17 protein-coding genes and 1 pseudogene are annotated in these 22195 nt (G+C 70.5%); 5 read left to right on the forward strand and 13 right to left on the reverse strand.

Going from position 1 to position 22195, the window contains the following annotated elements:
- Positions 1-146 precede the first annotated feature (146 nt).
- From ACWDYF_RS21950 to ACWDYF_RS21960, 3 genes are all read left to right on the forward strand, one after another.
- Positions 147-1280 carry an SEC-C domain-containing protein gene (locus ACWDYF_RS21950; protein WP_018565614.1) on the forward strand — a complete coding sequence of 378 codons (1134 nt, stop codon included), beginning with the start codon at positions 147-149 and terminating at the stop codon, positions 1278-1280.
- Between the two features lie 82 nt (positions 1281-1362).
- Positions 1363-1833: a hypothetical protein gene (locus ACWDYF_RS21955; RefSeq protein WP_389465966.1), complete on the forward strand. Its 471-nt coding sequence runs from the start codon at positions 1363-1365 to the stop codon at positions 1831-1833.
- A gap of 77 nt (positions 1834-1910) precedes the next feature.
- A complete protein-coding gene (locus ACWDYF_RS21960; RefSeq protein WP_389465963.1) occupies positions 1911-5057 on the forward strand; it encodes a DUF3427 domain-containing protein in 3147 nt (1048 codons plus the stop codon).
- Positions 5058-5279: 222 nt separating this feature from the next.
- Here ACWDYF_RS21960 and ACWDYF_RS21965 read toward each other — a convergent pair whose 3' ends face one another.
- The 7 genes and pseudogenes from ACWDYF_RS21965 to ACWDYF_RS21995 all read right to left on the reverse strand — a co-directional run bounded on the left by ACWDYF_RS21965 (position 5280) and on the right by ACWDYF_RS21995 (position 11381).
- Positions 5280-6737: a DUF6177 family protein gene (locus ACWDYF_RS21965; RefSeq protein ID WP_389465960.1), complete on the reverse strand. Its 1458-nt coding sequence runs from the start codon at positions 6735-6737 to the stop codon at positions 5280-5282.
- A 162-nt stretch (positions 6738-6899) separates the two neighbouring features.
- Positions 6900-7265: a DUF6086 family protein gene (locus tag ACWDYF_RS21970; protein WP_381738644.1), complete on the reverse strand. Its 366-nt coding sequence runs from the start codon at positions 7263-7265 to the stop codon at positions 6900-6902.
- Complete coding sequence (locus tag ACWDYF_RS21975) at positions 7262-9271, reverse strand: hypothetical protein (RefSeq protein ID WP_389465957.1); 2010 nt, start codon at positions 9269-9271, stop codon at positions 7262-7264. Before ACWDYF_RS21975 ends, ACWDYF_RS21970 begins: the two co-directional genes overlap by 4 nt.
- Entirely contained in the window at positions 9268-9522 is a 255-nt protein-coding gene (locus tag ACWDYF_RS21980) for a DUF6507 family protein (protein ID WP_389465954.1), read from the reverse strand. The genes ACWDYF_RS21975 and ACWDYF_RS21980 overlap by 4 nt, the downstream gene beginning before the upstream one ends.
- A 264-nt stretch (positions 9523-9786) precedes the next feature.
- A pseudogene (locus tag ACWDYF_RS21985) lies at positions 9787-9936 on the reverse strand (Hsp20/alpha crystallin family protein); the annotation flags it as partial.
- Positions 9937-9939: 3 nt separating this feature from the next.
- Complete coding sequence (locus tag ACWDYF_RS21990; RefSeq protein ID WP_389465951.1) at positions 9940-10782, reverse strand: alpha/beta fold hydrolase; 843 nt, start codon at positions 10780-10782, stop codon at positions 9940-9942.
- A gap of 125 nt (positions 10783-10907) precedes the next feature.
- The gene (locus ACWDYF_RS21995) at positions 10908-11381 is read right to left on the reverse strand and encodes a carboxymuconolactone decarboxylase family protein (RefSeq protein ID WP_389466210.1); all 474 of its coding nucleotides are present in this window, start codon (positions 11379-11381) and stop codon (positions 10908-10910) included.
- Between the two features lie 305 nt (positions 11382-11686).
- On the opposite strand from ACWDYF_RS21995, the gene ACWDYF_RS22000 reads away from it, so the two are divergent.
- Positions 11687-11992: a hypothetical protein gene (locus tag ACWDYF_RS22000; protein ID WP_037896848.1), complete on the forward strand. Its 306-nt coding sequence runs from the start codon at positions 11687-11689 to the stop codon at positions 11990-11992.
- Between the two features lie 207 nt (positions 11993-12199).
- On the opposite strand, the gene ACWDYF_RS22005 is transcribed toward ACWDYF_RS22000, so the two are convergent.
- The 6 genes from ACWDYF_RS22005 to ACWDYF_RS22030 form a co-directional block, all read right to left on the reverse strand.
- Complete coding sequence (locus tag ACWDYF_RS22005; RefSeq protein WP_381738652.1) at positions 12200-13729, reverse strand: MFS transporter; 1530 nt, start codon at positions 13727-13729, stop codon at positions 12200-12202.
- A 75-nt stretch (positions 13730-13804) separates the two neighbouring features.
- Positions 13805-15160 (reverse strand): DUF445 domain-containing protein, encoded by a 1356-nt coding sequence (locus ACWDYF_RS22010; protein WP_389465948.1) that lies wholly within the window; start codon positions 15158-15160, stop codon positions 13805-13807.
- Between the two features lie 236 nt (positions 15161-15396).
- Positions 15397-16248 (reverse strand): DUF1707 domain-containing protein, encoded by an 852-nt coding sequence (locus ACWDYF_RS22015; protein WP_018565590.1) that lies wholly within the window; start codon positions 16246-16248, stop codon positions 15397-15399.
- 33 nt (positions 16249-16281) lie between these two features.
- A complete protein-coding gene (locus ACWDYF_RS22020; RefSeq protein WP_389465945.1) occupies positions 16282-17349 on the reverse strand; it encodes an ABC transporter ATP-binding protein in 1068 nt (355 codons plus the stop codon).
- 18 nt (positions 17350-17367) lie between these two features.
- Complete coding sequence (locus tag ACWDYF_RS22025) at positions 17368-18171, reverse strand: ABC transporter permease (protein WP_389466205.1); 804 nt, start codon at positions 18169-18171, stop codon at positions 17368-17370.
- Positions 18172-18319: 148 nt separating this feature from the next.
- Complete coding sequence (locus ACWDYF_RS22030; protein ID WP_389465943.1) at positions 18320-19120, reverse strand: ABC transporter permease; 801 nt, start codon at positions 19118-19120, stop codon at positions 18320-18322.
- Between the two features lie 215 nt (positions 19121-19335).
- Here ACWDYF_RS22030 and ACWDYF_RS22035 point away from each other — a divergent pair, with 215 nt between their 5' ends.
- Positions 19336-22182: a transglycosylase domain-containing protein gene (locus ACWDYF_RS22035; protein WP_389465942.1), complete on the forward strand. Its 2847-nt coding sequence runs from the start codon at positions 19336-19338 to the stop codon at positions 22180-22182.
- Positions 22183-22195 lie beyond the last annotated feature (13 nt).

A 22195-nucleotide genomic window follows, 5' to 3' on the forward strand; every position in this document is an offset into this window, starting at 1 on the left:
ACGCGACGGATCACGACCGGCCCTCCCCTGCTCTCCCCGACGGCTTCTTCCCCGTTTCTTCCCCACGGTTATACAGGACCACCCGTCGGGGCGTCCGGCCCGCGGGTGCCTCACCTTCGTCACGGACCGGCAGTACGGTGTCCCCCATGCGCCCCGACACGCCCGCCGAAAACGCCGAAGACGCCAAAGCCGCCGTGCACGCAGAAGCCGCCGTGAACGTCGAGACCCCGGAACCCACCGGCCGCGCCGGCCGTGCGGGTGCCCCCGGCCCCACCGGCTGGACCGAGAACGCCGACCACACCGCCGAGGCGGCCCGTCTGGAACGGGCCGCCGGCCTGTACCCGGAGGACGCCGAGGCCCTGCTGCTGCGCGCCGCCGCCCACCTGGAACTGGCCGGGGACCGCCCCGCGGCGACGACGCTCTACGACCGCCTGCTGGCCACCGCGGACGCCCTGGAGAACGCCACGCTGGTGCGCGCCCTGAAGGCGGCCAACCTGTGGGAGTACGACCACGAGGCCGAGGCCAGGGCGATCATCGACGGCGTCCGCACCGCCGCCCCGCGGGACCCGGCGCCCTGGGTGATCGTCGCGGAGTCCCTGGAGTCGCACGACGAGCTGGAGGCGGCGCACGAGACGTTCACGGAGGCGGTGACGCTGCTGCTGACCGGCGTCGAGGAACCTCCGTACGCGACCCGTCCCCTCCTCCTCGGCCGGCACCGCGTCCGCCGCATGCTCGGGGCGTCCCACGACACCTGGGACGCGCTCGCCGACACCCTCCACTCCTCGTCCGTCTCCCTGGACGAGCTGCACGACCCCAAGCGGGTCTGGTCCCTCGGCTCGGAGAACCCGGCCGAGCTCCAGGCCGAACTGGTCCGCCTGCGCGCGGAGCTGGGCGCCTACCGCGAGGCCCTCTCCCGTCCCTTCCCGGTGGCGGTCCTGCACTGGCCCGCCCCGGAACTGGAGGAACTGGTCGCGGCGTACGACGGCCTCGCGGCGGAGTACCCCTCCCACGAGACCCACCTCGCGACGATAGAGCGCTCCCTGCGCGAACTGTCCGCCTCCGGCACCCCCAACCTCGGCATCGTCACCGGCACGGTCCCCTCCTACGAGGCCTTCGCCGCCTCCGAGGGCACCTCCCCCACCGACACCGCCCTCCTCCCCCAGTACGCGACGACCCTGGCGGCCCGGGGACGCGCGGTGGCCTGGCCCCCGCAGCAGACGGCGACCTGCTGGTGCGGCTCGGGCCGGACGTACGGGGAATGCCACGGCGGGACGGCCTGAGCCGCACGCACATCCGGCGGGGGCGGGACGCGGGATGCCTCGCCCCCGCCACCGCTCCTGCCTCGCCCCTGGAGTGACCACCGTGACCACCCCTTCACACCCCGCCGAGCCCCCGCACCTCACGGACGGGGTCCTCGGCGTCTTCACCCGAGGCTCCTTCGCCCTCTCCGACGGCACCCTCCTGTACGACTCCTCGTACAGCCTCACCCGCGACCTCGGCGGCCGGACCGTCACCCTCCAACTGGCCACCACCGACCCGGCCGAGGCCCACCGCCTCCTCCCCCGCCTCCACCACGCGGTCACCCACCACGCGGACCTGCACCGCCGAGCCGTCACCGCCGTCGTCCACACCCTCGGCGACGGCCCCCCGACCCCCGCCGACCTCACCGAGGCCCACACCGACCTCCTCCTCGACACCATCGAAGCCACCAGCCCCACCGACCTGACCCTCCACCTGACCGACTCCTGCGGCACCCACCTCCCGGACGGCTACTGGCCTGCGGTGCGGTTCGACGGGGAGGACGGGGTGGTGGGGGTGACGGTCGAGGCGTAAGGATCGAGCGGGGGCGGGGGCTGTCAGTGGCTCCTGTTACAACAGATGCACGAGGTCGTGTGATCAAGGGGGTCGCAGTGAGCGGTACGGACGGGCGGAGTCAGCCAGTCGCTGGTGTCTACGAAAAGCTGATCACCCAGAGCCTGCACGATGAGCTGGGCCAGTTGGAAACCCTGGGCTGGAAGGCCATCGACGCGCCGGTGAGCGCCGAGTCCAGCTCGCACGTGCTGGCGCGGCACATCGCCGAAGCGGCTGCCCGCAGGCTCGCTCAACTGCCTCCCCAGCAGCAGGTACCTTTCGCCAACAGGATCCTGGAGTCCCTGGCCTCCGGCGCTCCAGACCAGGACGACGCCGAAGCGATCAGCCAGGTGATCGAGGGCCCACGTCAACTGCTAGCTCTGGCCGAGCAGGAGGCGCCAGGCGCCTACGCAATCCGTCCCCTCACTCCGCTGTCCGAGACTTCCCTGCTGACCAACTCGCCAGAAGACCTGAATCTGGGCACTGAATTGCGGGCAGAGCTCGCAACGGCCAACCGCGTCGACCTGCTCTGCGCCTTTGTGAAGTGGTACGGGATAAGAGTCCTAGAGGACGCACTGCGCGCGGCCAAAAAGAAAAACGTACAGCTCCGGGTCATCACCACCACATACATGGGCGCCACGGATCGCCGCGCACTCGATCGCCTGGTCCGCGACTTCGGCGCCAGCGTCAAAGTCAACTACGAGACCCGCTCGACACGTCTGCACGCCAAGGCATGGCTGTTCCGGCGCGACACTGGTTTCGACACCGCCTACGTCGGCAGCTCGAACCTGTCCAGGGCCGCGTTGCTCGATGGCCTGGAGTGGAACGTACGCCTGTCGTCAATCGCCACCCCGGCAGTCGTGGACAAGTTCGAGGCAACCTTCGACGCATACTGGAATGACATCGCCTTCGAGCCGTACGACCCTGATCGAGACAGCCAACGTCTCGACGAGGCACTTGCGCAGGCAAGTGGCAGCGCGCCCACCACTGAGCGAAAGATCAACCTGTCGGGGCTCGACGTACGCCCCTTCCCGCACCAGCGGGACATGCTGGAACGGCTTCGTATCGAGCGAGAGATTCGCAATAGGCATCGGAACCTGCTCGTCGCGGCGACCGGTACAGGCAAAACCGTGATGGCCGCCCTTGACTATCGCGATCTGTGCAGGCCTGGAGACGGTGAACGACCAAGGTTGCTCTTCGTCGCGCACCGCAAGGAGATCCTCGCCCAGTCCCTGCGCACCTACCAGGAAGTGCTGGTCGATGCCTCGTTCGGAGAGTTGCTGCACGCCGGTCAGGAGCCGCGCGAGTGGAATCATGTCTTCGCCAGCGTGCAATCGCTCAACGTGCGCCGGCTGGAACAACTGGCACGGGACCATTTCGACGTCATCGTCATCGATGAGTTCCACCACTCCACCGCTCCCACCTACCGAAGGGTGATCGACCACTTCCAGCCCAAGGAGTTGCTGGGCCTGACCGCCACTCCGGAGCGGACGGACGGTTGTAACGTCCAAGATGAGTTCTTCGACGGACGGATCGCCGCCGAAATGCGCCTCTGGGAGGCGCTGGAGAATGACCTGCTCTGCCCCTTCCACTACTTCGGTGTACCGGATGGCACGAACCTGACGAACTTGGGTTGGCAGCGCGGCACCTACACCGACCAAGACCTGGACAACCTCTACACGGACAACGAACCCCGCGCACGGATCATCGTGAAGCAGGTCCAGGACAAGGTTTCTGATCCGGGAACCATGCGAGCGCTGGGCTTCTGTGTGAGCAAAGCCCATGCCCACTTCATGGCGGACTTTTTCCGCAAGGCCAATCTCCAGGCCGTGGCACTGGACAGCGACTCACCCGCCGAACTACGCGCCCAGGCCTTGCGCGACCTGCGAGACGGGAAAATCCAAGTGATCTTCTCGGTCGACCTCTTCAACGAAGGTCTCGATGTCCCAGACGTCGACACCTTGCTCCTTCTCCGCCCCACCAGCAGTGCCACAATCTTCCTCCAGCAGTTGGGCCGGGGTCTGCGGCGCACTGAGAGCAAGCCGGTCCTGACGGTCCTCGACTTCATCGGACAGCATCGAGCGGAGTTCCGCTTCGAGGAGCAGTTCCGCGCCTTGACTAACCTGTCACGCAACCGGCTCATCGAGCATATCGAGCATGACTTCCCGCAACTGCCGTCCGGCTGCCAGATCATCCTGGAGGGGAAGTCCAAGGACCTCGTTCTCAACAACATTCGCACACAAGTGAACGCCACGGTAAAGACGTTGGCCAAGGAGGTGAAGACCTACAGCACACCGCGTCTGGCCGACTACCTTCGGGAGAGCCGCCGATCGATCAAGGAACTGTACAAGAGCGACAACTCGTGGACAGCGCTCCTGCGCCGCGCTGGCCTCTTGGAGGAATCCACCTCCTCCGAAGAATCAGCACTACTGAAGCGCGTTCACGCATTCCTCCACGTGGATGACTTGGATCGAACGCAGGCATACCTTCGACTTCTCCAGGACGACGCGCCCAGGTACGAAGACCTGGACCCCCTGGGTCAGTCCTACGCCCGCATGCTGTTCTTCAACCTGTGGGACAACGGAGGTGGTTTCACTAGTTTTGAACAAGGGCTCGAGTCGCTGCGCCAGCAGCACGCCTTCCGGAGCGAGCTCCGCCAAGTCTTGTCCTACGTAGTCGAGCAAGCCGATCATTTCCCCGTCACCTTGACTGGAGACCTGAGCCGTATCCCGCTGAAGGTACACAGCTCCTACAACCGCTCCGAAATCCTGGCCGCACTAGGTGTGGCCCGCTTCGGTGGCCAGATGCCACGCTCCTGGTCGCAAGGCGTTCAGTGGGCCCAAGAGTTTCAGGCGGACGCCCTGTTCATCACGTCGGAGAAAAACGAGAAGGATTTCTCGCCCACCGTCCGCTACAAGGACTACGCCCTCAGCCCGAGGCTCTTTCACTGGGAATCCCAGAATGCAACAGGAGAGAACTCCCCTACCGGCGTGCGCTATCAGAAGCACGAGCAGCGCGGTACCCACATCCTCCTGTTTCTACGCCGCTACAAGAACTCCGACATAGGTAAATCGCAGCCCTGGATGTTGCTCGGCCCAGCCACTTATGAGCACCACACCGGCAGCAAGCCCATGGCAATCACCTGGCGCCTGGAACACGCCCTCCCGGCCGACGTCTCGACGTATGCAGCTATCACAGCAAGCTGACGTACGGAGAGACAGCACCCTCGCCCGTGGCGCTGCCGGAACACCCCCCGTGTCGTGTTCGCGGTGACCGGACCGGCCACCGCGAGCGCCGTCGCGAGGTGGGGTGGTGAAGCTCCACCAGGTCAGGGCGGCCCGTGCCGCGAGTTCCGGCGGGAGGGCGAGGAGTTCGCTCCACCTCGGCGGGCGGCTCGGGGGGCGCCTGGCGCAGCGGGCTGGAGGGGCTCAGCCGCCTGGCCGGCCGAGTACGGCCTGAGTTGCGGGGGCTACGTGCAGGTGGGCTGTGGCGCGCCGGAGGCGCCTCCACGCTGCGGGATCCGTTCCGTCTCCGAGTGTGCAGTGGAGGGTGGGGCGGGCTGTCGGGCCGAGGCGTACGACGGGTGTGTCCGGTAGGGCTTCCTCCACACGGCTGAGGCCGGTGTCCGCAACGGTGTCGGGGCCGAAGGTGAGAGAGACGGGGAGGGCCGGTGGCTCGTAGTGCGCCGGGGCCATGAGGTCCGCGCGGGCTGCTCGTACCTCGGTGACCATGGTGGCCAGGTGGTGTTGAGCGGCCAGGACCTCCGCCAGGTGGGGCAGGCGGTCCAAGGGGACGGGACTGTCGGCGGTGTGGCCGAGGGCGAGCGTGATGTGCTCCTCCACGCCCAGGCGGGTGTGGGTCACCCACTGGGTGGCGATGGCCGGTCGGCCGGGGCTGCCGACTGCCACGAGCCAGGTCGGTGAGCCGCGGCGGGCACGGCTACGGGCGAGGTCGGTCAACTGGCGGCGGGACCAAGGGACGTTGACAGGTTCCGCTGTGGACCAGCCTGCGGGCGGTTCGCCGGTCAGGGTCTGCCAGGCGCATTCCAGGGTGCCGCCCAGGAGGAGTTGTTCGTCGGCAGGGTGGATGGTGCGCGCCGACAGGAGGAACTGGCGCTCGCCGGATCGGCCGGTCGGCGGCGGTCGGTAGGCGTCCACGACGGTGGGATTCCGACCGGCCGGCGGTGCGAAGTGGTCGCCGTGCCAGACCAGTTCCAGACCTGTCAGCCCGTCGTAGTAGCCGGTCCCGGGGTCCCTGACGACCCAGCGGGCGGGGGCACGGTCGAGAAGCGTGCGGGCGGGCAGCGTGAGGCGGGTCGTCGGCGGGGTGACCAGGTACAGGTGCCGGCCGGTCCGTGCGGTGGTACGCAGGAGTTCGGTCAGCCAGGTGGTGGCGGCCAGGACCGGGATGTCGGGGAGGACGATCGCCGCTCGGTCCGTGAGCATGTCTGCTTCGGTGAGTACGTCATCGCCGGCTGCGAGGGCGGGCGCCGGTTCGCCGGATGCCTCGACCGTGACGACATCGGTGTGGGCGGCGGTCTCGCGCGGCCAGGTGGTGCCGTCGAGCAAGGAGGCCAGGCGTCCGGCTACGGAGGCCGACAGCCTGGGGGCCTCGGGGACGGCGGAGGCCGCGCGGACCTCCGTCCACCAGACCGGACTCTCCGTGGCCGCCGCAGGGCCCAGCAACCGCGCCGCCTCCCCCGGGACCTGGAGGTAGCGAGGTGCCTCGACCGCGACCACCTGACGCCCTTCCTCCGTGCACAGTCGCACCACGGCCCCTTGACCCGCCCGGTCGACGCGCAGATCGGGGCCGCCTGCGTGGAGGGCGGCCAGCAGGGAGACGGGGTCCGGCATTCTCGCGGTGAGAGCGAATGTGCTACAGGGCATGCACTGATTCCTCGAAATCACGGCACAACCGGAAGTGAATTCACCCTGGATGTGCACGCTTGCGACACTTCTACAGCAAGACCTGACAACAGCAAACCTCGTCAGGAATGCACTCTCCTCGCGTTCGACGGGCCGGCACAGGAAATCTCCAGCACCCCTTTTTCAACCCGTCGGCATGTACCTGGCTCGGAATTCCTGTTCAGTCGCCCACATTTCAGAGAATTCCGGTGCGATTTCCGCCACTTCCATACCCATGCGATCCACCAGCACCAGCGCGACGGAGGCAAACCCCTTGAGGAGTGCCCTGAGCGCCTCATTGTTGGAATCTTGGTAAACCTTCACGACTTCATCCACGAATGGAACGAAAAGCGAGGGATCGACCTGACATTCATCCTCAATGACCCCCGCCAACCCCGAATCCTTCCTGACCAGCTCAGACAGCACCTCAGCCTGCCCCAGGAAAACTTTAGCCAAAGAGTTCGATGGGTTCCACAACTCCTGGTCACCCATCTGGAAGTAACAGCTCACTCCGCCCACCTCACTCGCACATCCACGCCGGGATTTCTGGTAACCCACTCGGCTACGCCGGACTCTACCGCAGCCCTGAACTCCGACGTCGCCCCAGGCTCTGTGAAGTCAAGACCGAGCGGAGCTTCCTCATAGCCGCTCATGCAGTGCCGGGCTCGAACATAGGAGTCCAGTTTCTTGAAGACGTGTTTTGCAATCCACTTGTTCACATTCACGCGTGGATCACGCCCCGTCGCAGTCTTCTCCTCCCAAAGAACACCGCCATCGATCCGGTCGATGTCCGTGATGGTGTCGGCCCAGTTTTCGGGATTGTCCACGATGTAATTGGTGTCACCCTCACGTGGCGGGCGCTCTCGGTTCGAGGCGTGATCCGCAGGACCGTGATCGGGCCCTGACGGGACAGTCTCCTGGTGAGGCGTACCGTCGGAGAACGGATCGTTCCCATCGGTACCGCGCGGGACCTCACCCCTGTCCGAGTCCGAGTGCGAAGACGCGGAATGATCTCCGCCCGCTCGGTGACCACCGTCATGGGGCTCGCTACCGCCGTCATGGGGCGGTCCCGCGTGAGTCCCTTCGTGCGTACGCCGTACTGCTTCAGAGCCATGGGGCCCTGCGGAATGCTGTGCCGGACTCGACGGCGGTGCGTCACCCGCATGCATTGCCGTAGACCCGCCGCGTCGCGCTCCGGCAGTGAGCAGCTGGTGATCGCTGGGCTGTGGGGTGGCTGCACGGTCGGTGGCCGCCGGTTCACGCTCGGGCAGGGTCATGTCCGGTGTGCCGTCCGCGTGCAGTGGAACCAGGTTGCCGTCCTTGGTGATCCGGTAGCGGTCGTTCAGGTCGAGGGCGGTGTCGGGGAGGTGGGGCTTGGGGAGCTTGAGGTGGTCGCTGACGCGGGTGAGGGTCTCGGAGACCTTCGGCAGGTCGGACAGGGCCTTGGCCGCCCTCGTGCCGCCCGAGACGGGGTCGAGGACGTCGCCTGCCCTGGCCAGGGCACCGGCGGTCTCGGCCACCCGGCCTGCCTTGCTCACCCTGGCGAGGCCGCCGGCGGCCCCTCCGAACAGGGTGAGGAGGCTGAATGTGGTGACGGCATGGGCACGTGCCGGATCCTCGTCCCAGGTGTCGTAGGCGACGAACCCCTTGCCGAACTCGTCGGCGTACGCCTCGCTGTCCCGCTGCCAGTCCGAGAGACGGCCGCCGAGGCCGACCGCGTCCATGCCGTAGGCGTAGGTCCCGACGACGGTACGTCTGAGGCCGTCCCAGGTGTCGCTCCGGGCCTGGGCGCCGTTGATGCCCAGGAGGTTGTCCTCAAGGACGCCCAGGCCGACGAATCCGCCCCAGACGCTGTCCTTGACGATGCCGTCCCAGGCCCAGCTCTTGGCGCCGTGCCCCCACCAGTCCAGGCTCCACCGCTCGTAGGAACGGCTCTCCGGACTGCCCCACGGCAGGTCGCCCATGGACGTCAGCGTGTCGGCGTGGACCCCGTACATGCCGGGTGCGTGGCTGCCGTCGTCGACCACCCAACTGGGGCGGCACGCCCCCGGGCTGATGCGGCTGATCTTGTTCGCGGCGTCGCGCTCCGCGGTCTGGAACCCGTCGACGGCCTCCGCGACACCGTCCATCAGCGCGTCGTGCGCGGCGATCTTGTCCTGGTCCTTGGTCCAGTCGTCGTCGCCCCGCACGCTGTCCACGAAGGTCGACGCTTTCTCCCGCAGTTCCTTCAAGCGGTCCGCGTGCGGCTTCGCCTCCGCGGCGAAGGTCTCCAGGGCGTCGGCCAGGGACTCGATGTGCGCGGCGAACTCGTCCGCCGTGTCCATCACCGGCCGGGTGGTGGAGAGGAGCTGGTCGGCCTCCGGCGCCTTGTAGTAGGCAGCCGTCGCCTGGAAGCGGGAGTGGACGTCCTGGCCGTCGTTGCGGATACCGACCGCGCGGGTGCGAAGCTGGGAGACGGCCTTGGACAGTTTGGCGAAGTCACCGGTGTACTGCGGGATTCTCCCGGGTTCGATCACCTCGGCCGCTCCCCGTGCCGGCCGGTCTGCTCGACCACCGCGCGCAGGTCGGCGGACGAGGGGACCTTCGCCGCTGCACGCTGGGCACGCGCTGCCATGGTCAGATCACCGTCGATGTACGCGGTGGTGGCGTCGACGGTTCCGTCCGTCGTCTTCTTGATACGGGCCGCCATGAACGTGATCTGCGACTCGGTGTCGGCGACGAAGTCCGCCACCGCGGCACCGACCGGACCGACGGGCGCGGAGCCCACCGTTCCCTTCGCCGGTCCGGGCAGGCCGCGGCGGACCGGCGCAGAAGGCCCTCATCTCTATCAGGGCGGCGATCGCAGGAACAACGCACTTCGGCACGGAGGGGGAAGATCCGGCCAGATCACCCCACTCGGTGTGCGGGCGGTCGGCTGCCGTTCAGTTCACTTGTGCTCGTCCGAACAGCAGGGCGTACACCGGGCGGCGATGAGCCTGGCTGCGGGGGTCTCCTCCGCGTGGGTCGCGTGGGTTGCGTGGGTTGCGTGGATCCGCTCGGCGTGGATGTTCAGCACGTTTCGCTCGACGTCCGGGTCGATGGTCTCCGGGTCGGCCCCGGGGAGGTCGAAGTGGACGACGGAGTCGTCTCCCGAGCGACAGGCGTCCGTGGGCATGGCGCCGGGCCGGGCGGGGCCGAAGACGACTCAGGTCTGGTCGGCGAGGAACGCCCGCACCGCCTCGTACAGGGCTTCCGGCTGGTCCAGGTGGACGTCGTGGCCCGCGGCGGGGAGGGTCAGGAGGCGGGTCGCGGCGGGGCGGCGGGCGTGCATCCCCGTGGACTCCGCCTCACGCATCGTGCCGTCGGTGCCCCGCACCACCAGAACGGGGCAGGTGATCGCCTGCCACTCCCGCCAGTGGTCGCGCCGGGTCAGTTCGGCGATCGTGGAGACGATGACGTCCTTGTCGGTCCTCGGCCACCAGCCGTCCGCCCGCTGCTCCAGGCCCCGCGCCCACGCCTCGTGGCCGAGGAAGCGGGCCGCCGCCTCGGCGGTGGGGAACGGGACCGGCCAGGAGTCCAGCCAGGCTCCGATCCGGGCGGGGAGGTCCGGGGGCGCGATCGAGGGGCCCGCCTCGACAAGGACCAGGGACCGCACCAGGTCGGGGCGGGCGGCGGCCAGCAGGAGGGCGGTGTGGCCGCCGAAGGACTGGCCCACGACCAAGGCCGGGGCGAGGGCCAGTTCGTCCGCCAGGGCCGCCGCGTCCGCGACATGTGCCTCGCGGGTCACGTCCCCGGGGCGGCGGGTGCTCCCGCCGTGCCCCCGGGCGTCGTACGCCACCACCCGGTGGCCGTCCGCCCGCAGCCGCGCGGCCAGGTCGTCCCACTCGCCCCGGTGGCCCGCCAGTCCGTGCAGGAGCAGGACGGGCGGGGACGAGGGCGGCGGGGGCGCGTGGTCCTCGTAGGCGAGATATGTGCCGTCCGGGCGGGGCAGCCGGCCCGGACGGGTGGGTGCGGCGGCGGGGGGCGTGTCCGGTCGTCCCTCGGGCATCGTCCGTTCGTCCCCCAGCGCGTCGTCACTGCTGCCGTTCGGTCCGGCGTCAGCCTAGGCCAGGGGGTCCCTCCACCTACGCCCCGAGGGTCGCCGTCTCTCTCTCCCCCCGGGGCGCGGGCCGGTCAGCCGAACATGCCCGGCCGGTAGTCGCCCGCGGGCTGGCGGACGATGACGTTCAGGCGGTTGTAGGCGTTGATCAGGGCGATCAGGCTCACGAGGGCGGCGAGTTGGTCCTCGTCGTAGTGCTTGGCGGCGTTCTCCCACGCCTCGTCGGTGACGCCGCCGGCCGCGTCCGCGATACGGGTGCCCTGTTCCGTCAGTTCCAGGGCGGCGCGCTCGGCCTCGGTGAAGATCTTCGCCTCCCGCCACACCGCGATCAGGTTCAGACGGTCGGCGGTCTCACCGGCGGCCGTGGCGTCCTTGGTGTGCATGTCGGTGCAGAAACCGCAGCCGTTGATCTGGCTGGCGCGGATCTTCACCAGTTCCTGGGTCGCGGCCGGGAGCGTCGAGTCCGTGAGGACCTTGCCCGCGGAGTTGACATGGCGCATGAACTTGCCGGCGACGGGGTTTCCGAAAAGGCTGAGGCGGGCTTCCATCATGGGCTCCTTGGTCATGGTCTTGGTCATGGTCTTGGTCTTGGTGCTGCGCTGCGCTGGTGCGCTGGTGCGCTCGTCGTTCGCTCGCTCGGTTGCACAGACATGACGGAGCGCGGGAGCCATGTGTGACGGGTCCGGAGATGTTTGTGGTGTGACCTGGGTCTCATCCGCGTGCCCGTGCGTCCTCGGGCGGCTCCGTCCTCGCGGGCCGGTCCGATCCGCCGTGCGGACGGGAGTTAGCCTCGGTCCATTCGACGTCCGCACCCGGGCGTCCGCAGGTCATCGGGGGAGACAGGGAGACAGTGATGGCGAGGATTCCTACGGCGGCGGTCGCCGCGACCGGGCTCGTCGGCGGGTACGGGGTGGCCCGCTGGACCAAGAAGCGGCAGCTCGGCGGGGCCGTGCTGGCCGTCGCCGGTGCCGCAGCCGCGCAGCAGTGGCGGCGGCAGGCGGGCGGCAGGGCGGCGGGCGCCCTCACGGCGGCCTACGTCGCCGCGTTCGCCGGGTCGCACCCGCTGGCCAAGAAGGTGGGCGCCTGGCCGTCCGTGTTCGGCGTGGCCGGCGCGGTCGCCCTCGCCTCCTGGGCCGTCGCCGACCGGCACGCCGCGTAGGCGTAGGCGTAGGCGAGCCGGGTACGGCGTGCGCGCGCTGCGTACGGCGTGAGTGAGTTGCGTACGGCCTGCGCGAGTCACGCGCGCCGCGCGACCCACCACGCGCCGCGCACGCGCCCCGCGCGCCCCATCCCGCGCACGCGCCCCGCGCGCCACGCAAGCGACCGCCCCTGACACGCACGCCCCGCCAGGAGGACCGGCGTCACCTCACGCCGGGCTCGACGACGGGGGCGTGACGTCGGGGCGGCCGTTCTGCGCGGCCGGGCCCGGCTTGCCCGGCACCGCCGTCAGCGGGGTGGCGATGTCCTCCAGGGAGCGGCGCTCGGCGTTCACCGCCAGGAACGCGGCCACCAGGCCCGCCGCGCACATCAGCGCCGCCCCGATGCAGAACGCGAGGACCGTGTCGCCGACCTCGCCGGTGCCGGTGAGGTCGGCGAAGAGCAGCGGTCCGCTGATGCCGCCGGCCGCGGTGCCCAGGGCGTAGAAGAAGGCGATGGACATCGCCCTGGTCTCCATCGGGAAGATCTCGGAGACGGTCAGATAGGCGCTGGAGGCGCCCGCCGAGGCGAAGAACAGCACCGCGCACCAGCAGGCGGTCAGCGTGGTCGCGTCCAGCGTGCCCCGGTCGAACAGCCACGCCGTGCCGAACAGCAGCAGCCCCGACAGCAGATACGTGGACGAGATCATCACCCGGCGCCCGACCGTGTCGAAGAGCCGGCCGAGCAGCAGCGGGCCCAGGAAGTTGCCGACCGCGATGACGGCGAAGTAGTAGCCGGTGTGGCCGGAGGGCACCTGGAAGAACGCGGTCAGGATGGCGCCGAAGCCGAAGGTGATGGCGTTGTAGAGGAAGGCCTGGCCGATGAAGAGGGAGAAGCCGAGGACGGCCCGCTTGGGATAGCGGGCGAAGACGGTGCGGCCGATCTCCGCGAAGGAGACGGTACGGCGCTGGTGGATGGTGATCTCCCCGTGCGGCGCGGGCAGCGGCGCGCCCTTCTCGGCCTCGATCCGCTCCTCGATCCCGGCCACCACCTCCTCGGCCTCGCGGTCCCTGCCGTGGATCAGCAGCCAGCGCGGGCTCTCCGGGACGTGCCGCCGCACGAGGAGGATCACCAGGGCGAGGACGGCGCCGAGCGCGAACGTCAGCCGCCAGCCCAGGTCGGCGGCGAGCAGATCGGTGTTGAGGGCGAGGATCGACAGCAGCGAGCCGCCCACCGCGCCCACCCAGAAACTGCCGTTGATGATCAGGTCGACCCGGCCGCGGTAGTCCGAGGGGATCAGTTCGTCGATGGCGGAGTTGATGGCCGCGTACTCGCCGCCGATGCCGAAGCCGGTCAGGAAGCGGAAGAGGAAGAACCACCAGGCCTCGAAGGAGAAGGCGGTCAGGGCGGTGGCCGCGAGATATACCGCCAGGGTGATCATGAACAGCTTCCGGCGGCCGTAGCGGTCGGTCAGCCGCCCCCAGAACAGGGCACCGACACAGGCGCCCGCCACATACAGCGCGGCGGCCACACCGGTCACCTGCCCGGAGCTGATCGCCAGGCCGCTGCCCGGCTCCGACAGCCGGCCGGCGATGTTGCCGACGACGGTCACTTCCAGGCCGTCGAGGATCCACACCGTGCCGAGCCCGACGACGATGGTCCAGTGCCAGCGCGACCACGGCAGGCGGTCGAGTCTGGCGGGGATGTCGGTGGTCACGGTGCGGCCGGTCCCGGCACCCGCGGTCTCAGCACTGGCCATGGGCTCCCTCCTCGACGAGCGGAACGCCCTGCGTGTGCCCCCGAAGCGGGGACGTCACGCACGGCGGCGGTCCGCCTACGCTCCGAGGAGACGCGACACCGTGTAGATCAGCAACCCGGCCAGCGAGCCGACCACCGTGCCGTTGATGCGGATGAACTGGAGGTCACGGCCGATGTGGGCCTCGATCTTCCGGGTGGTGTGCTCGGCGTCCCAGCCCGCCACCGTGTCGGTGATCAGCGAGGTGATCTCCTTGCGGTACGTCGTCACCACGTACACCGCGGCGCCCTCCACCCAGCGGTCCACCTTGCGCTGCGCCCCGGGGTCCTCGGCCATCCGGTGGCCCAGGGAGAGCAGCGAGGCCCGCACCCGCAGGCGCAGCTCGCTGTGCTCGTCCTCCGCCGCGGAGACGATCATGGAGCGTACGGCCGTCCAGGCGGAGGCGATCAGGTCCTGGACCTCGCCCCGGCCGAGGACCTCGCTCTTGAGGCGTTCGATCCGGGCCCGGGTCTCGCTGTCGGACTGGAGGTCGGAGGCGAAGTCGCCGAGGAACCGGTCCAGCGCCCCGCGCGCGGGGTGGCCGGGCATGTCGCGCATCTCGGTGACGAAGCGGAGCAGCTCCTTGTAGACGCGCTCGCCGACCTTGCGGTCCACGAACCTCGGCGTCCAGCCGGGCGCGCCGCCCTGCACCGCGTCCATCACGGAGTCGCCGTGCAGCACCAGCCAGTCGTGCGCCCGGGTGACGACCAGGTCGACGACGCGCCGGTGGCCGCCGTCGGCGACGATCTTCTCCAGCATCTTGCCGAGGCCGGGCGCGATCTCCTGCACGGCGGCCCGGCGGGTGATCGCCTCCCCCACCACCGCCTGCACATCGGAGTCGCGCAGCACGGTCAGCGCGCCGCGCAGCGCGGTGGCCAGTTCGGCGGTCACCCGGTCGGCGTGCTCCGGCCGGGCGAGCCAGGTCCCCAGCCGGCCGCCGATGCCGACGGCGCGCAGCCGCTGGCGTACGACGTCCTCGGAGAGGAAGTTCTCGCCGACGAACTCGCCCAGCGAGACACCGAGCTGGTCCTTCTTGGTGGGGATGATCGCGGTGTGCGGGATGGGCAGACCGAGCGGGTGGCGGAAGAGGGCGGTGACCGCGAACCAGTCGGCGAGCGCGCCGACCATGCCCGCCTCCGCGGCGGCCGCGACATAGCCCGCCCAGGGGCCCGCGCCGCTGTGCCCGGCCCACTTGGCCAGGACGTACACCACCGCGACGAACAGCAGCAGTCCGGTCGCGGTCAGCTTCATCCGGCGCACCCCGCGCCGGCGCTCCTCGTCGGCGGGGCTGAACACGGTCATCGTGCGGCGGGCCGTGGCGGGCTCCGCCGCCGGACCCGCCGCGGGATCCGCCGCGGGATCCGTCCGAGGCTCGGCCTCCGTCGTGCGTTCCATCCGCTCCACCCGTTCCGTGTTCCCGTGCGCGCCGCTTCGTTCCCGTACGCGCCGCTCCGGTGAGCGGTCCGCACGGGCGGCGCGCGCCCGGCGCACACCCCGTACCCGATTGTCCCCTCTGACCTACTCCCGGAACGGACCAGGAGTTCCCGCGGGGGCGGGCCGCAGGCGCCCGGGGGCGGCCGGGGCAGCTTCACGGGCCCGGAGAGCCCTCGTGCCCGCCCGCCGGAAACCCGCTAGTAGTCCCGGTGCCCGCGGCGGTCCCGGCGCTGCTCCCGGCGCTCGCGGTGCTGCTCCCAGCGCTCCTCGTGGCGCTGCCGGTGCTGCTCCATGCGCTCCTCCTGGCGGTCCCAGTGCCGCTCCCAGCGGTCGCGCATCTCCTCGTGCCGGGAGGACTGAAGCTCGCGGCGCTCCGTCCGGCGGTCCAGCTTCTCCTGGCGGCGCTGCTCCTTCTGGAGCAGCCGCTCGGCCTTGGTGAGCTTGCGCTCGACGGCCACCCCGCCCCAGAAGGCGAACCCGGTGACGATCACGCGCGGGGCGCCCGGCTCACCCGGTACGCCCTCCTCGCGGTGGTCGAAGCCGCCCATGATCCCGATGCCACGGACGACGACCTCGACGCCGGGCGGCACGATCACCTGCGCGCCGCCCATGATCGCGATGCAGTTGATCTCCACCTCGCGGTCCGCGAAGTTCGCCTCCCGCAGGTCGATCTCGCCGCCGCCCCAGAAGGAGAAGCAGCTGAACCGCTTCGGGACCGTCCACCGCCCCTTGCGCTGGAAGCCCGACATCACGGCCACCGCCCACGACGACGAGCCCTCGCCGCCGGTGATCCGCGACGCCCAGCTGCCCGGCTCGGCCGGTTCCTTGTGCAGGGACACCGCGGGCGCCGCCGGCACGCCCCCCGCGACGGGCAGGTCACGGGTGATCGGCGCCAGCTCGCCGTACGTGCGTGCCTTGTAGGTGGCGTCCAGCCGTTCCTCGAACTCCGCCATGTCCAGGCGGCCTTCGGCGAGGGCGTCCCGCAGGGTCTCGGCGACCCGTTCGCGATCGGCGTCTGAGGCGCGCAGTTCGGGGGCATCGTCGGTCATGTGCAGCAGCCTACGAAATCCCCGCGCCGCAGGCTATGAGAGCGCGCGTTCCACGCCGTCCGCACCGTCCCCGTCGGCCGCGCCGACCGCGTCCGCGGGAGTGGCGCCCGCCGCGTACATCTCGGCGATCACCGCCTCGATGTCCGGTTCGCGCACCGACAGGTCCACCAGCGGGTAGTGCTCCGCGACCCGGGCCACCAGCGGCGCGGCCGACTCGCCCGCCGGGAAGGACAGCCACTGCCGCGGCCCCTCCACCCGCACCACGCGCGCGCCCGGCACCTCCAGCGGCGGCAGCTCCCGCTCCAGGTCGACCACCAGGGTGCGTTCGCCCTGGGCCGCCTCGTGCAGGCCGGGCAGCGAGCCGTCGTACATCAGCCGCCCGTGGTCGATCACCATCACCCGCGAGCACAACTGCTCGATGTCCTGGAGGTCGTGGGTGGTCAGCAGCACCGTCGTGCCCTGCTCGGCGTTCAGGTCGCGCAGGAAGGAGCGGACCCGGGACTTGCTGATCACGTCCAGGCCGATGGTCGGCTCGTCCAGATACAGCACCTCCGGGTCGTGCAGCAGCGCCGCCGCGATGTCACCGCGCATGCGCTGGCCCAGCGAGAGCTGGCGCACCGGGACGTCCAGCAGGTCGGCCAGTTCGAGGAGTTCGACGCAGCGGTCGAGGTTCTGCCGGTAACGGGCGTCGGGGATCCGGTACATGCGGTGCATCAGCCGGTAGGAGTCGATCAGCGGCAGGTCCCACCACAAGGTCGTGCGCTGGCCGAACACCACCCCGATACGTTGCGCGAGCCGGGTGCGCTCGCGTGCGGGGTCGATGCCGGCCACCCGCAGGCGGCCGCCGCTGGGGGTGAGGATGCCCGTGAGCATCTTGATCGTCGTCGACTTGCCCGCGCCGTTCGGGCCGATGTAGCCGACCATCTCGCCGCGCGCCACGGTGAAGGAGATCGTGTCGACCGCCCGCACCTGCCGCCGCTCCCGCTTGAGGAACCCGGTCTTCTTGCGCACGTCGAAGACCTTCTCGACCCGGTCGAGTTCGATGAACGCCCCGTCCGCCCCGCCTGTCCCGTCCGTCCCGTCCGGTCCGTCCGCCACCATGCCGTCCTCCCTGTCCCTTCAGCTTCCCGTGCTCCGGTACGACCTGAGGCCCACCCGCCAGGCCAGCCCCGCCAGCGCGCAGCAGACCACCGCCACCAGCGGCGAGAGGAACCCCGTCCAGTGCGGCAGCCCGAGCGGGTACGGCCGCCCCAGCACATAGGCGGCGGGCAGCCAGTTGACGAAGGCCAGCGGCAGCACGAACGTCACCCCGCGCACCAGCTCCTTGCCGAACACCGTCGGCGGGTACTGGAGCAGCGTGGTGCCGCCGTAGGTGAACGCGTTCTGCACCTCGGAGGCGTCCTGCGCCGCGAACTGGAAGGCGGCGCCCGCCACGAACACGGCGCCGAAGATCGCGCAGCCGCTCACCACCATCACCGGCATCAGCACCACCTTGAGCACCGTCCAGTGCACGTCCAGCGTGGCCAGCGCGTACCCGAGGACCAGCAGTCCCTGGGTCACCCGGCCGAGGCGACGCAGCGCGAACCGGTCGGCGGCGACCTGCGCGAGCACCGGCACCGGGCGGACCAGCAGCGTGTCCAGCGTGCCGTCGCGCACCCGCCGCCCCAGCCGGTCCATCGAGCCGATCGCCAGGTCCGCCAGGCCGAAGGACGTGCCCGACAGCCCGTACAGCAGGGCGATCTCCCCCAGCGAGTAGCCGCCCAGCGCGTCCACCCGGGAGAACATGAGCAGGATCGCGACGAAGTCCAGCGCGGTCACCGCGAAGTTGCCCAGCGTCGTCATCGCGAAGGACGCCCGGTAGGCCATCGTGGAGCGCAGCCACATCCCGGCGATCATGCGGTAGGCGCGCAGCCCGTCCGCCAGCCGCCCGCGCGCGCCGCCCCGCCCGCCGTGCTCCGCGCGGAAGCCGGCCCCGGCCGTCGTACCAGCCGTCGTACCAGCCGCCGTTCCGGCCGTCGTATCAGCTGTCGCACCGGCCGTCGTTCCGGCCGCCGCTGCCCCGGTGGACCGCTCAGCCACCCTGGACCACCACCCGTCGGGTCGCCACCGTCTGGAGCAGCCGTCCGGCCGCCAGCAGCACCACCGCCCACGCCCCCTGGAGGGCGTACGTGCCCAGCGGCCGCGCCTGCCCCATCAGGACATCGGCGGGGGCCTGGAGCAGCGACGCCCACGGCAGTGCCCGGACGACCTCGCCGAGGGCGCCCGGGAAGACGTTCAGCGGCAGCAGCATCCCCGAGCAGAACACACCGGCCAGCCAGGCGATCTGGGTCACCCCCGACCCGTCGAGCAGCCAGAACGCGCTCAGCGCCACCAGGAAGCGGATCCCGAAGCTCACCAGCATCGCCAGCAGCACGGCGCCGAGGAACGCCGCCCAGGTCACCGGGTCCGTGGGCAGCGCCACCGGGAAGAACAGCGCCCCGAACACGAACGGCACCACCCCGCGGCCCAGCAGCTGGAACGTCGCCCGGCCCACGTCCGCCGCCAGCCACCACAGCTGGAGGTCGGCCGGGCGGTGCAGATCGGTCGCGATGTCCCCCGTACGGATGCGCTCCATCAGCTCTTCCTCGGCCCCGCCGCCCCCGATCGCGAGGGTCGCCAGGAACGCCTGCCCCAGCCATACGTACGTCACCGCCTGGGAGCGGTCGTAGCCGCCCAGATGCGGCCGGATGTCCCACAGGGCGAGATACGTGTACACGAGGATCAGCCCGAAGACCGTGTTGGTGAACACCCCGGCCGCGGTGGCCGCCCGATACGTCGCGTACCGTCTGAATCCGCCCGCCGCGACGGCCGCGTACAACCGTCCAGCGCCCACGCCACGCCCCTCCCGCCAAGCCGACACCGAAGCGCAGGAGCCTAGTGCGCGCCGGACGTGATGTGCCACGCATTTTCCGCGGACGAGAAGTTCCCGGGCACGGGAACGGAACGCTTGGTGCGAGAGTCTTCATCGAGGGGCGCAGAAGGCGCATGAGGGCGTACGCGAACGTATGCCGCGAAACGTGAACACGCGAAACGGAGTCCGTGCACGAGATGAGCGACGAGCCGCAGCCGAAGGCCGAGGCACCGCGTCCCGCCGGGGAACCCGAGGGGAAGCCGGGGGCGCAGTCAGGAGCGCGACCCGGCGCGGGACCGGAGACGGGCGGCGAATCGGACGGAGGATCGGGCCGGGACTCGGGCCGGGACTCGTCGGAGACCGCCGCGGGGGGCGCGGCGGACCGCCGTACGACGACGCCCGCCTGGGCCGCGAAGGAGACCGGCACCGGCTCCGGCGCGGCGCCGACGCCCCCCGGCACCCCCGGCACCCCCGGCACCCCCGGCCGCCGGGAGGTCACCGCCGGACCCGCGGCCCCCCGCACCGCCACGCCCTCCCCCGCCCCGGGCCAGAGCAAGGGCCAGAGCAAGGGCCAGGGCCAGAGCCAGGATGGCGCGGGCCGTGCCGACCGCGACGTCACCACCGCCTCCGCCGCCACGGCCGGCGCGGGCGGCAAGGGCAAGAAGCCCCGGCGCAGGCGGACCGGCTGGCGGCGGCTGTTCCCCACCTGGCGGATGACGCTCGGCGGGTTCCTCACCCTGGTCCTCGTCGGTGTCGGCCTGTTCTTCCTCGGCTACTCCCTCGTGAAGATCCCCGACGCCAACGCCCTCGCCGTCAAACAGGCCAACATCTACCTCTACGCCGACGGCACCGAGATCGCCCGCGACGGCGAGGTCAACCGCGAGAGCGTCCCGCTGGACCAGGTCTCCCAGGCCGCCCAGCACGCCGTGCTCGCCGCCGAGGACCGCGACTTCTACAGCGAGTCCGCCATCGACCCCAAGGCCGTGCTCCGCGGCGGCTGGCGCACCGTCACCGGCAAGGGCAAGCAGTCCGGTTCCACCATCACCCAGCAGTACGTGAAGAACTACTACCTCGGCCAGGAGCAGACCGTCACCCGCAAGGTGAAGGAGTTCTTCATCTCGATCAAGCTGGACCGCAACGAGTCCAAGGACAAGATCCTGGAGGGCTACCTCAACACCAGCTTCTTCGGCCGCAACGCCTACGGCATCCAGGCCGCCGCCCAGGCGTACTACGGCGTCAACGCCAAGGACCTCGACCCGGCCCGCGCCGCCTACCTCGCCGCCCTCGTCAACGCGCCCAGCGAGTACGACGTCAGCGCCCACCCGGAGAACCGGCGCGCCGCCGAGGCCCGCTGGAACTACGTGCTGGACGGCATGGTCAAGAAGGGCTGGCTCAGCGCCTCCGAACGGGCCGGGCTGAAGTTCCCCGCGCCCAGATCCGCCACCGTGCCCACCGGCATGTCCGGCCAGCGCGGCTACCTCGTGCGCGCGGTCAAGGACTACCTCGCCAAGAACAAGATCCTCGACGAGGACGAGCTGTCCGCGGGCGGCTACCGCATCACCACCACGCTCCAGAAGAGCAAGCAGGACGCCTTCGTCAAGGCCGTCGACGAACAGCTGATCGACAAGCTGGACAAGAAGAACAACAAGACCGACCGCTACGTCCGCGCGGGCGGCGCCTCCGTCGACCCGAAGACCGGCGAGGTCGTCGCCATGTACGGCGGCATCGACTACGTCAAGCAGTACACGAACAACGCCACCCGCCGGGACTTCCAGGTCGGCTCCACCTTCAAGCCCTTCGTGCTCACCTCCGCCGTCCAGAACGAGTCCACCACCCAGGACTCCCGCACCATCACCCCGAACACCCTCTACGACGGCACCAACAAGCGGCCGGTCCAGGGCTGGAACGGCGGCCACTACGCCCCCGAGAACGAGGACCAGCAGTCCTACGGCGACATCACCGTCCGCGAGGCCACCGACAAGTCCGTCAACGCCGTGTACGCGCAGATGGCCGTCGACGTCGGCTCCGACAAGGTCAAGGAGACCGCGCTCGCCCTCGGCCTGCCCGCCGACACCCCCGAGCTGATCGGCTCCCCGTCCATCGCGCTCGGCGTGGCCCAGGCCAGCGTCCTCGACATGGCCCAGGCGTACGCGACCCTCGCCAACCACGGCAAGCACGGCACCTACACGATCATCAAGAAGATCACCAAGGACGGCGCCAACGCGGTGGCCCTGCCCGGCCACGGCAGCACCGAGTCGCAGGCCGTCAGCCGCGAGGCCGCCGACACCACCACCGCCGTCCTCCAGAGCGTCGTGCAGAACGGCACCGGCGCCCCCGCCCAGGCCATCGACCGCCCCGCCGCGGCCAAGACCGGCACCGCCGAGGACGACAAGGCCGCCTGGTTCGCCGGCTACACACCCGACCTCGCCACCGTCGTCTCCGTCATGGGCCAGGACCCCGACACCGCCAAGCACAAGCCGCTCTACGGCGCCCTCGGCCTGCCCCGCATCAACGGCAGCGGCGCGCCCGGCAGCATCTGGGCGCAGTACATGGGCGACGCGCTCAAGGGCACCCCGGTCAGCGACTTCGACCTCAAGCTCCAGCCCGGCGCCGACGAGTCCCAGGCACCGCCCAGCGGCTCGGCCCAGAGCCCCGGCACCGGCGACGACACCGGCACCGGCCCCGGGACCGGCGACGACGGCCAGGACACCCGCGGGCAGAGCACCCAGGGCCAGAGCCAGGACCCCGGACAGACCACCGGGACGCCGGGCGACTCCACCGGCGGCACCCCCACGGACCGCGGCACCGACGGCGGCACCCCGGGCGGTCCCGGCGGCGGCGACACCGGCGCCACGGACGGCACCGGCGGCACCCCGACCACCGGCGGCACCACCGAGGGCGGCGGCACACCCGGCGGAGGCGGCACCCCCACCACGGGCGGGACCGGCGGCGGAGGCGCGGGCGCCGACGGCGGCACCGGCACCGGACCGGCCGCGGGCGGCACCGGCACGAACACCGGGACGAACCCCGGCACCGGCCGGTGAGGACGCCGGGTGA

Source organism: Streptomyces sp. NPDC003284, from assembly GCF_053589675.1.

What these genes read in the sequence shown, in the direction of transcription:
- ACWDYF_RS22010 (WP_389465948.1), bottom strand. Translation starts at nt 15,160, where the DNA reads ATGGAACGCACGACGGAGGCCGAGCCTCGGACGGATCCCGCGGCGGAT.
- ACWDYF_RS21950 (WP_018565614.1), top strand. Translation starts at nt 147, where the DNA reads ATGCGCCCCGACACGCCCGCCGAAAACGCCGAAGACGCCAAAGCCGCC.
- ACWDYF_RS22000 (WP_037896848.1), top strand. Translation starts at nt 11,687, where the DNA reads ATGGCGAGGATTCCTACGGCGGCGGTCGCCGCGACCGGGCTCGTCGGC.
- ACWDYF_RS22005 (WP_381738652.1), bottom strand. Translation starts at nt 13,729, where the DNA reads ATGGCCAGTGCTGAGACCGCGGGTGCCGGGACCGGCCGCACCGTGACC.
- ACWDYF_RS21995 (WP_389466210.1), bottom strand. Translation starts at nt 11,381, where the DNA reads ATGGAAGCCCGCCTCAGCCTTTTCGGAAACCCCGTCGCCGGCAAGTTC.
- ACWDYF_RS21965 (WP_389465960.1), bottom strand. Translation starts at nt 6,737, where the DNA reads ATGCCCTGTAGCACATTCGCTCTCACCGCGAGAATGCCGGACCCCGTC.
- ACWDYF_RS21990 (WP_389465951.1), bottom strand. Translation starts at nt 10,782, where the DNA reads ATGCCCGAGGGACGACCGGACACGCCCCCCGCCGCCGCACCCACCCGT.
- ACWDYF_RS22020 (WP_389465945.1), bottom strand. Translation starts at nt 17,349, where the DNA reads ATGGTGGCGGACGGACCGGACGGGACGGACGGGACAGGCGGGGCGGAC.
- ACWDYF_RS22035 (WP_389465942.1), top strand. Translation starts at nt 19,336, where the DNA reads ATGAGCGACGAGCCGCAGCCGAAGGCCGAGGCACCGCGTCCCGCCGGG.
- ACWDYF_RS22015 (WP_018565590.1), bottom strand. Translation starts at nt 16,248, where the DNA reads ATGACCGACGATGCCCCCGAACTGCGCGCCTCAGACGCCGATCGCGAA.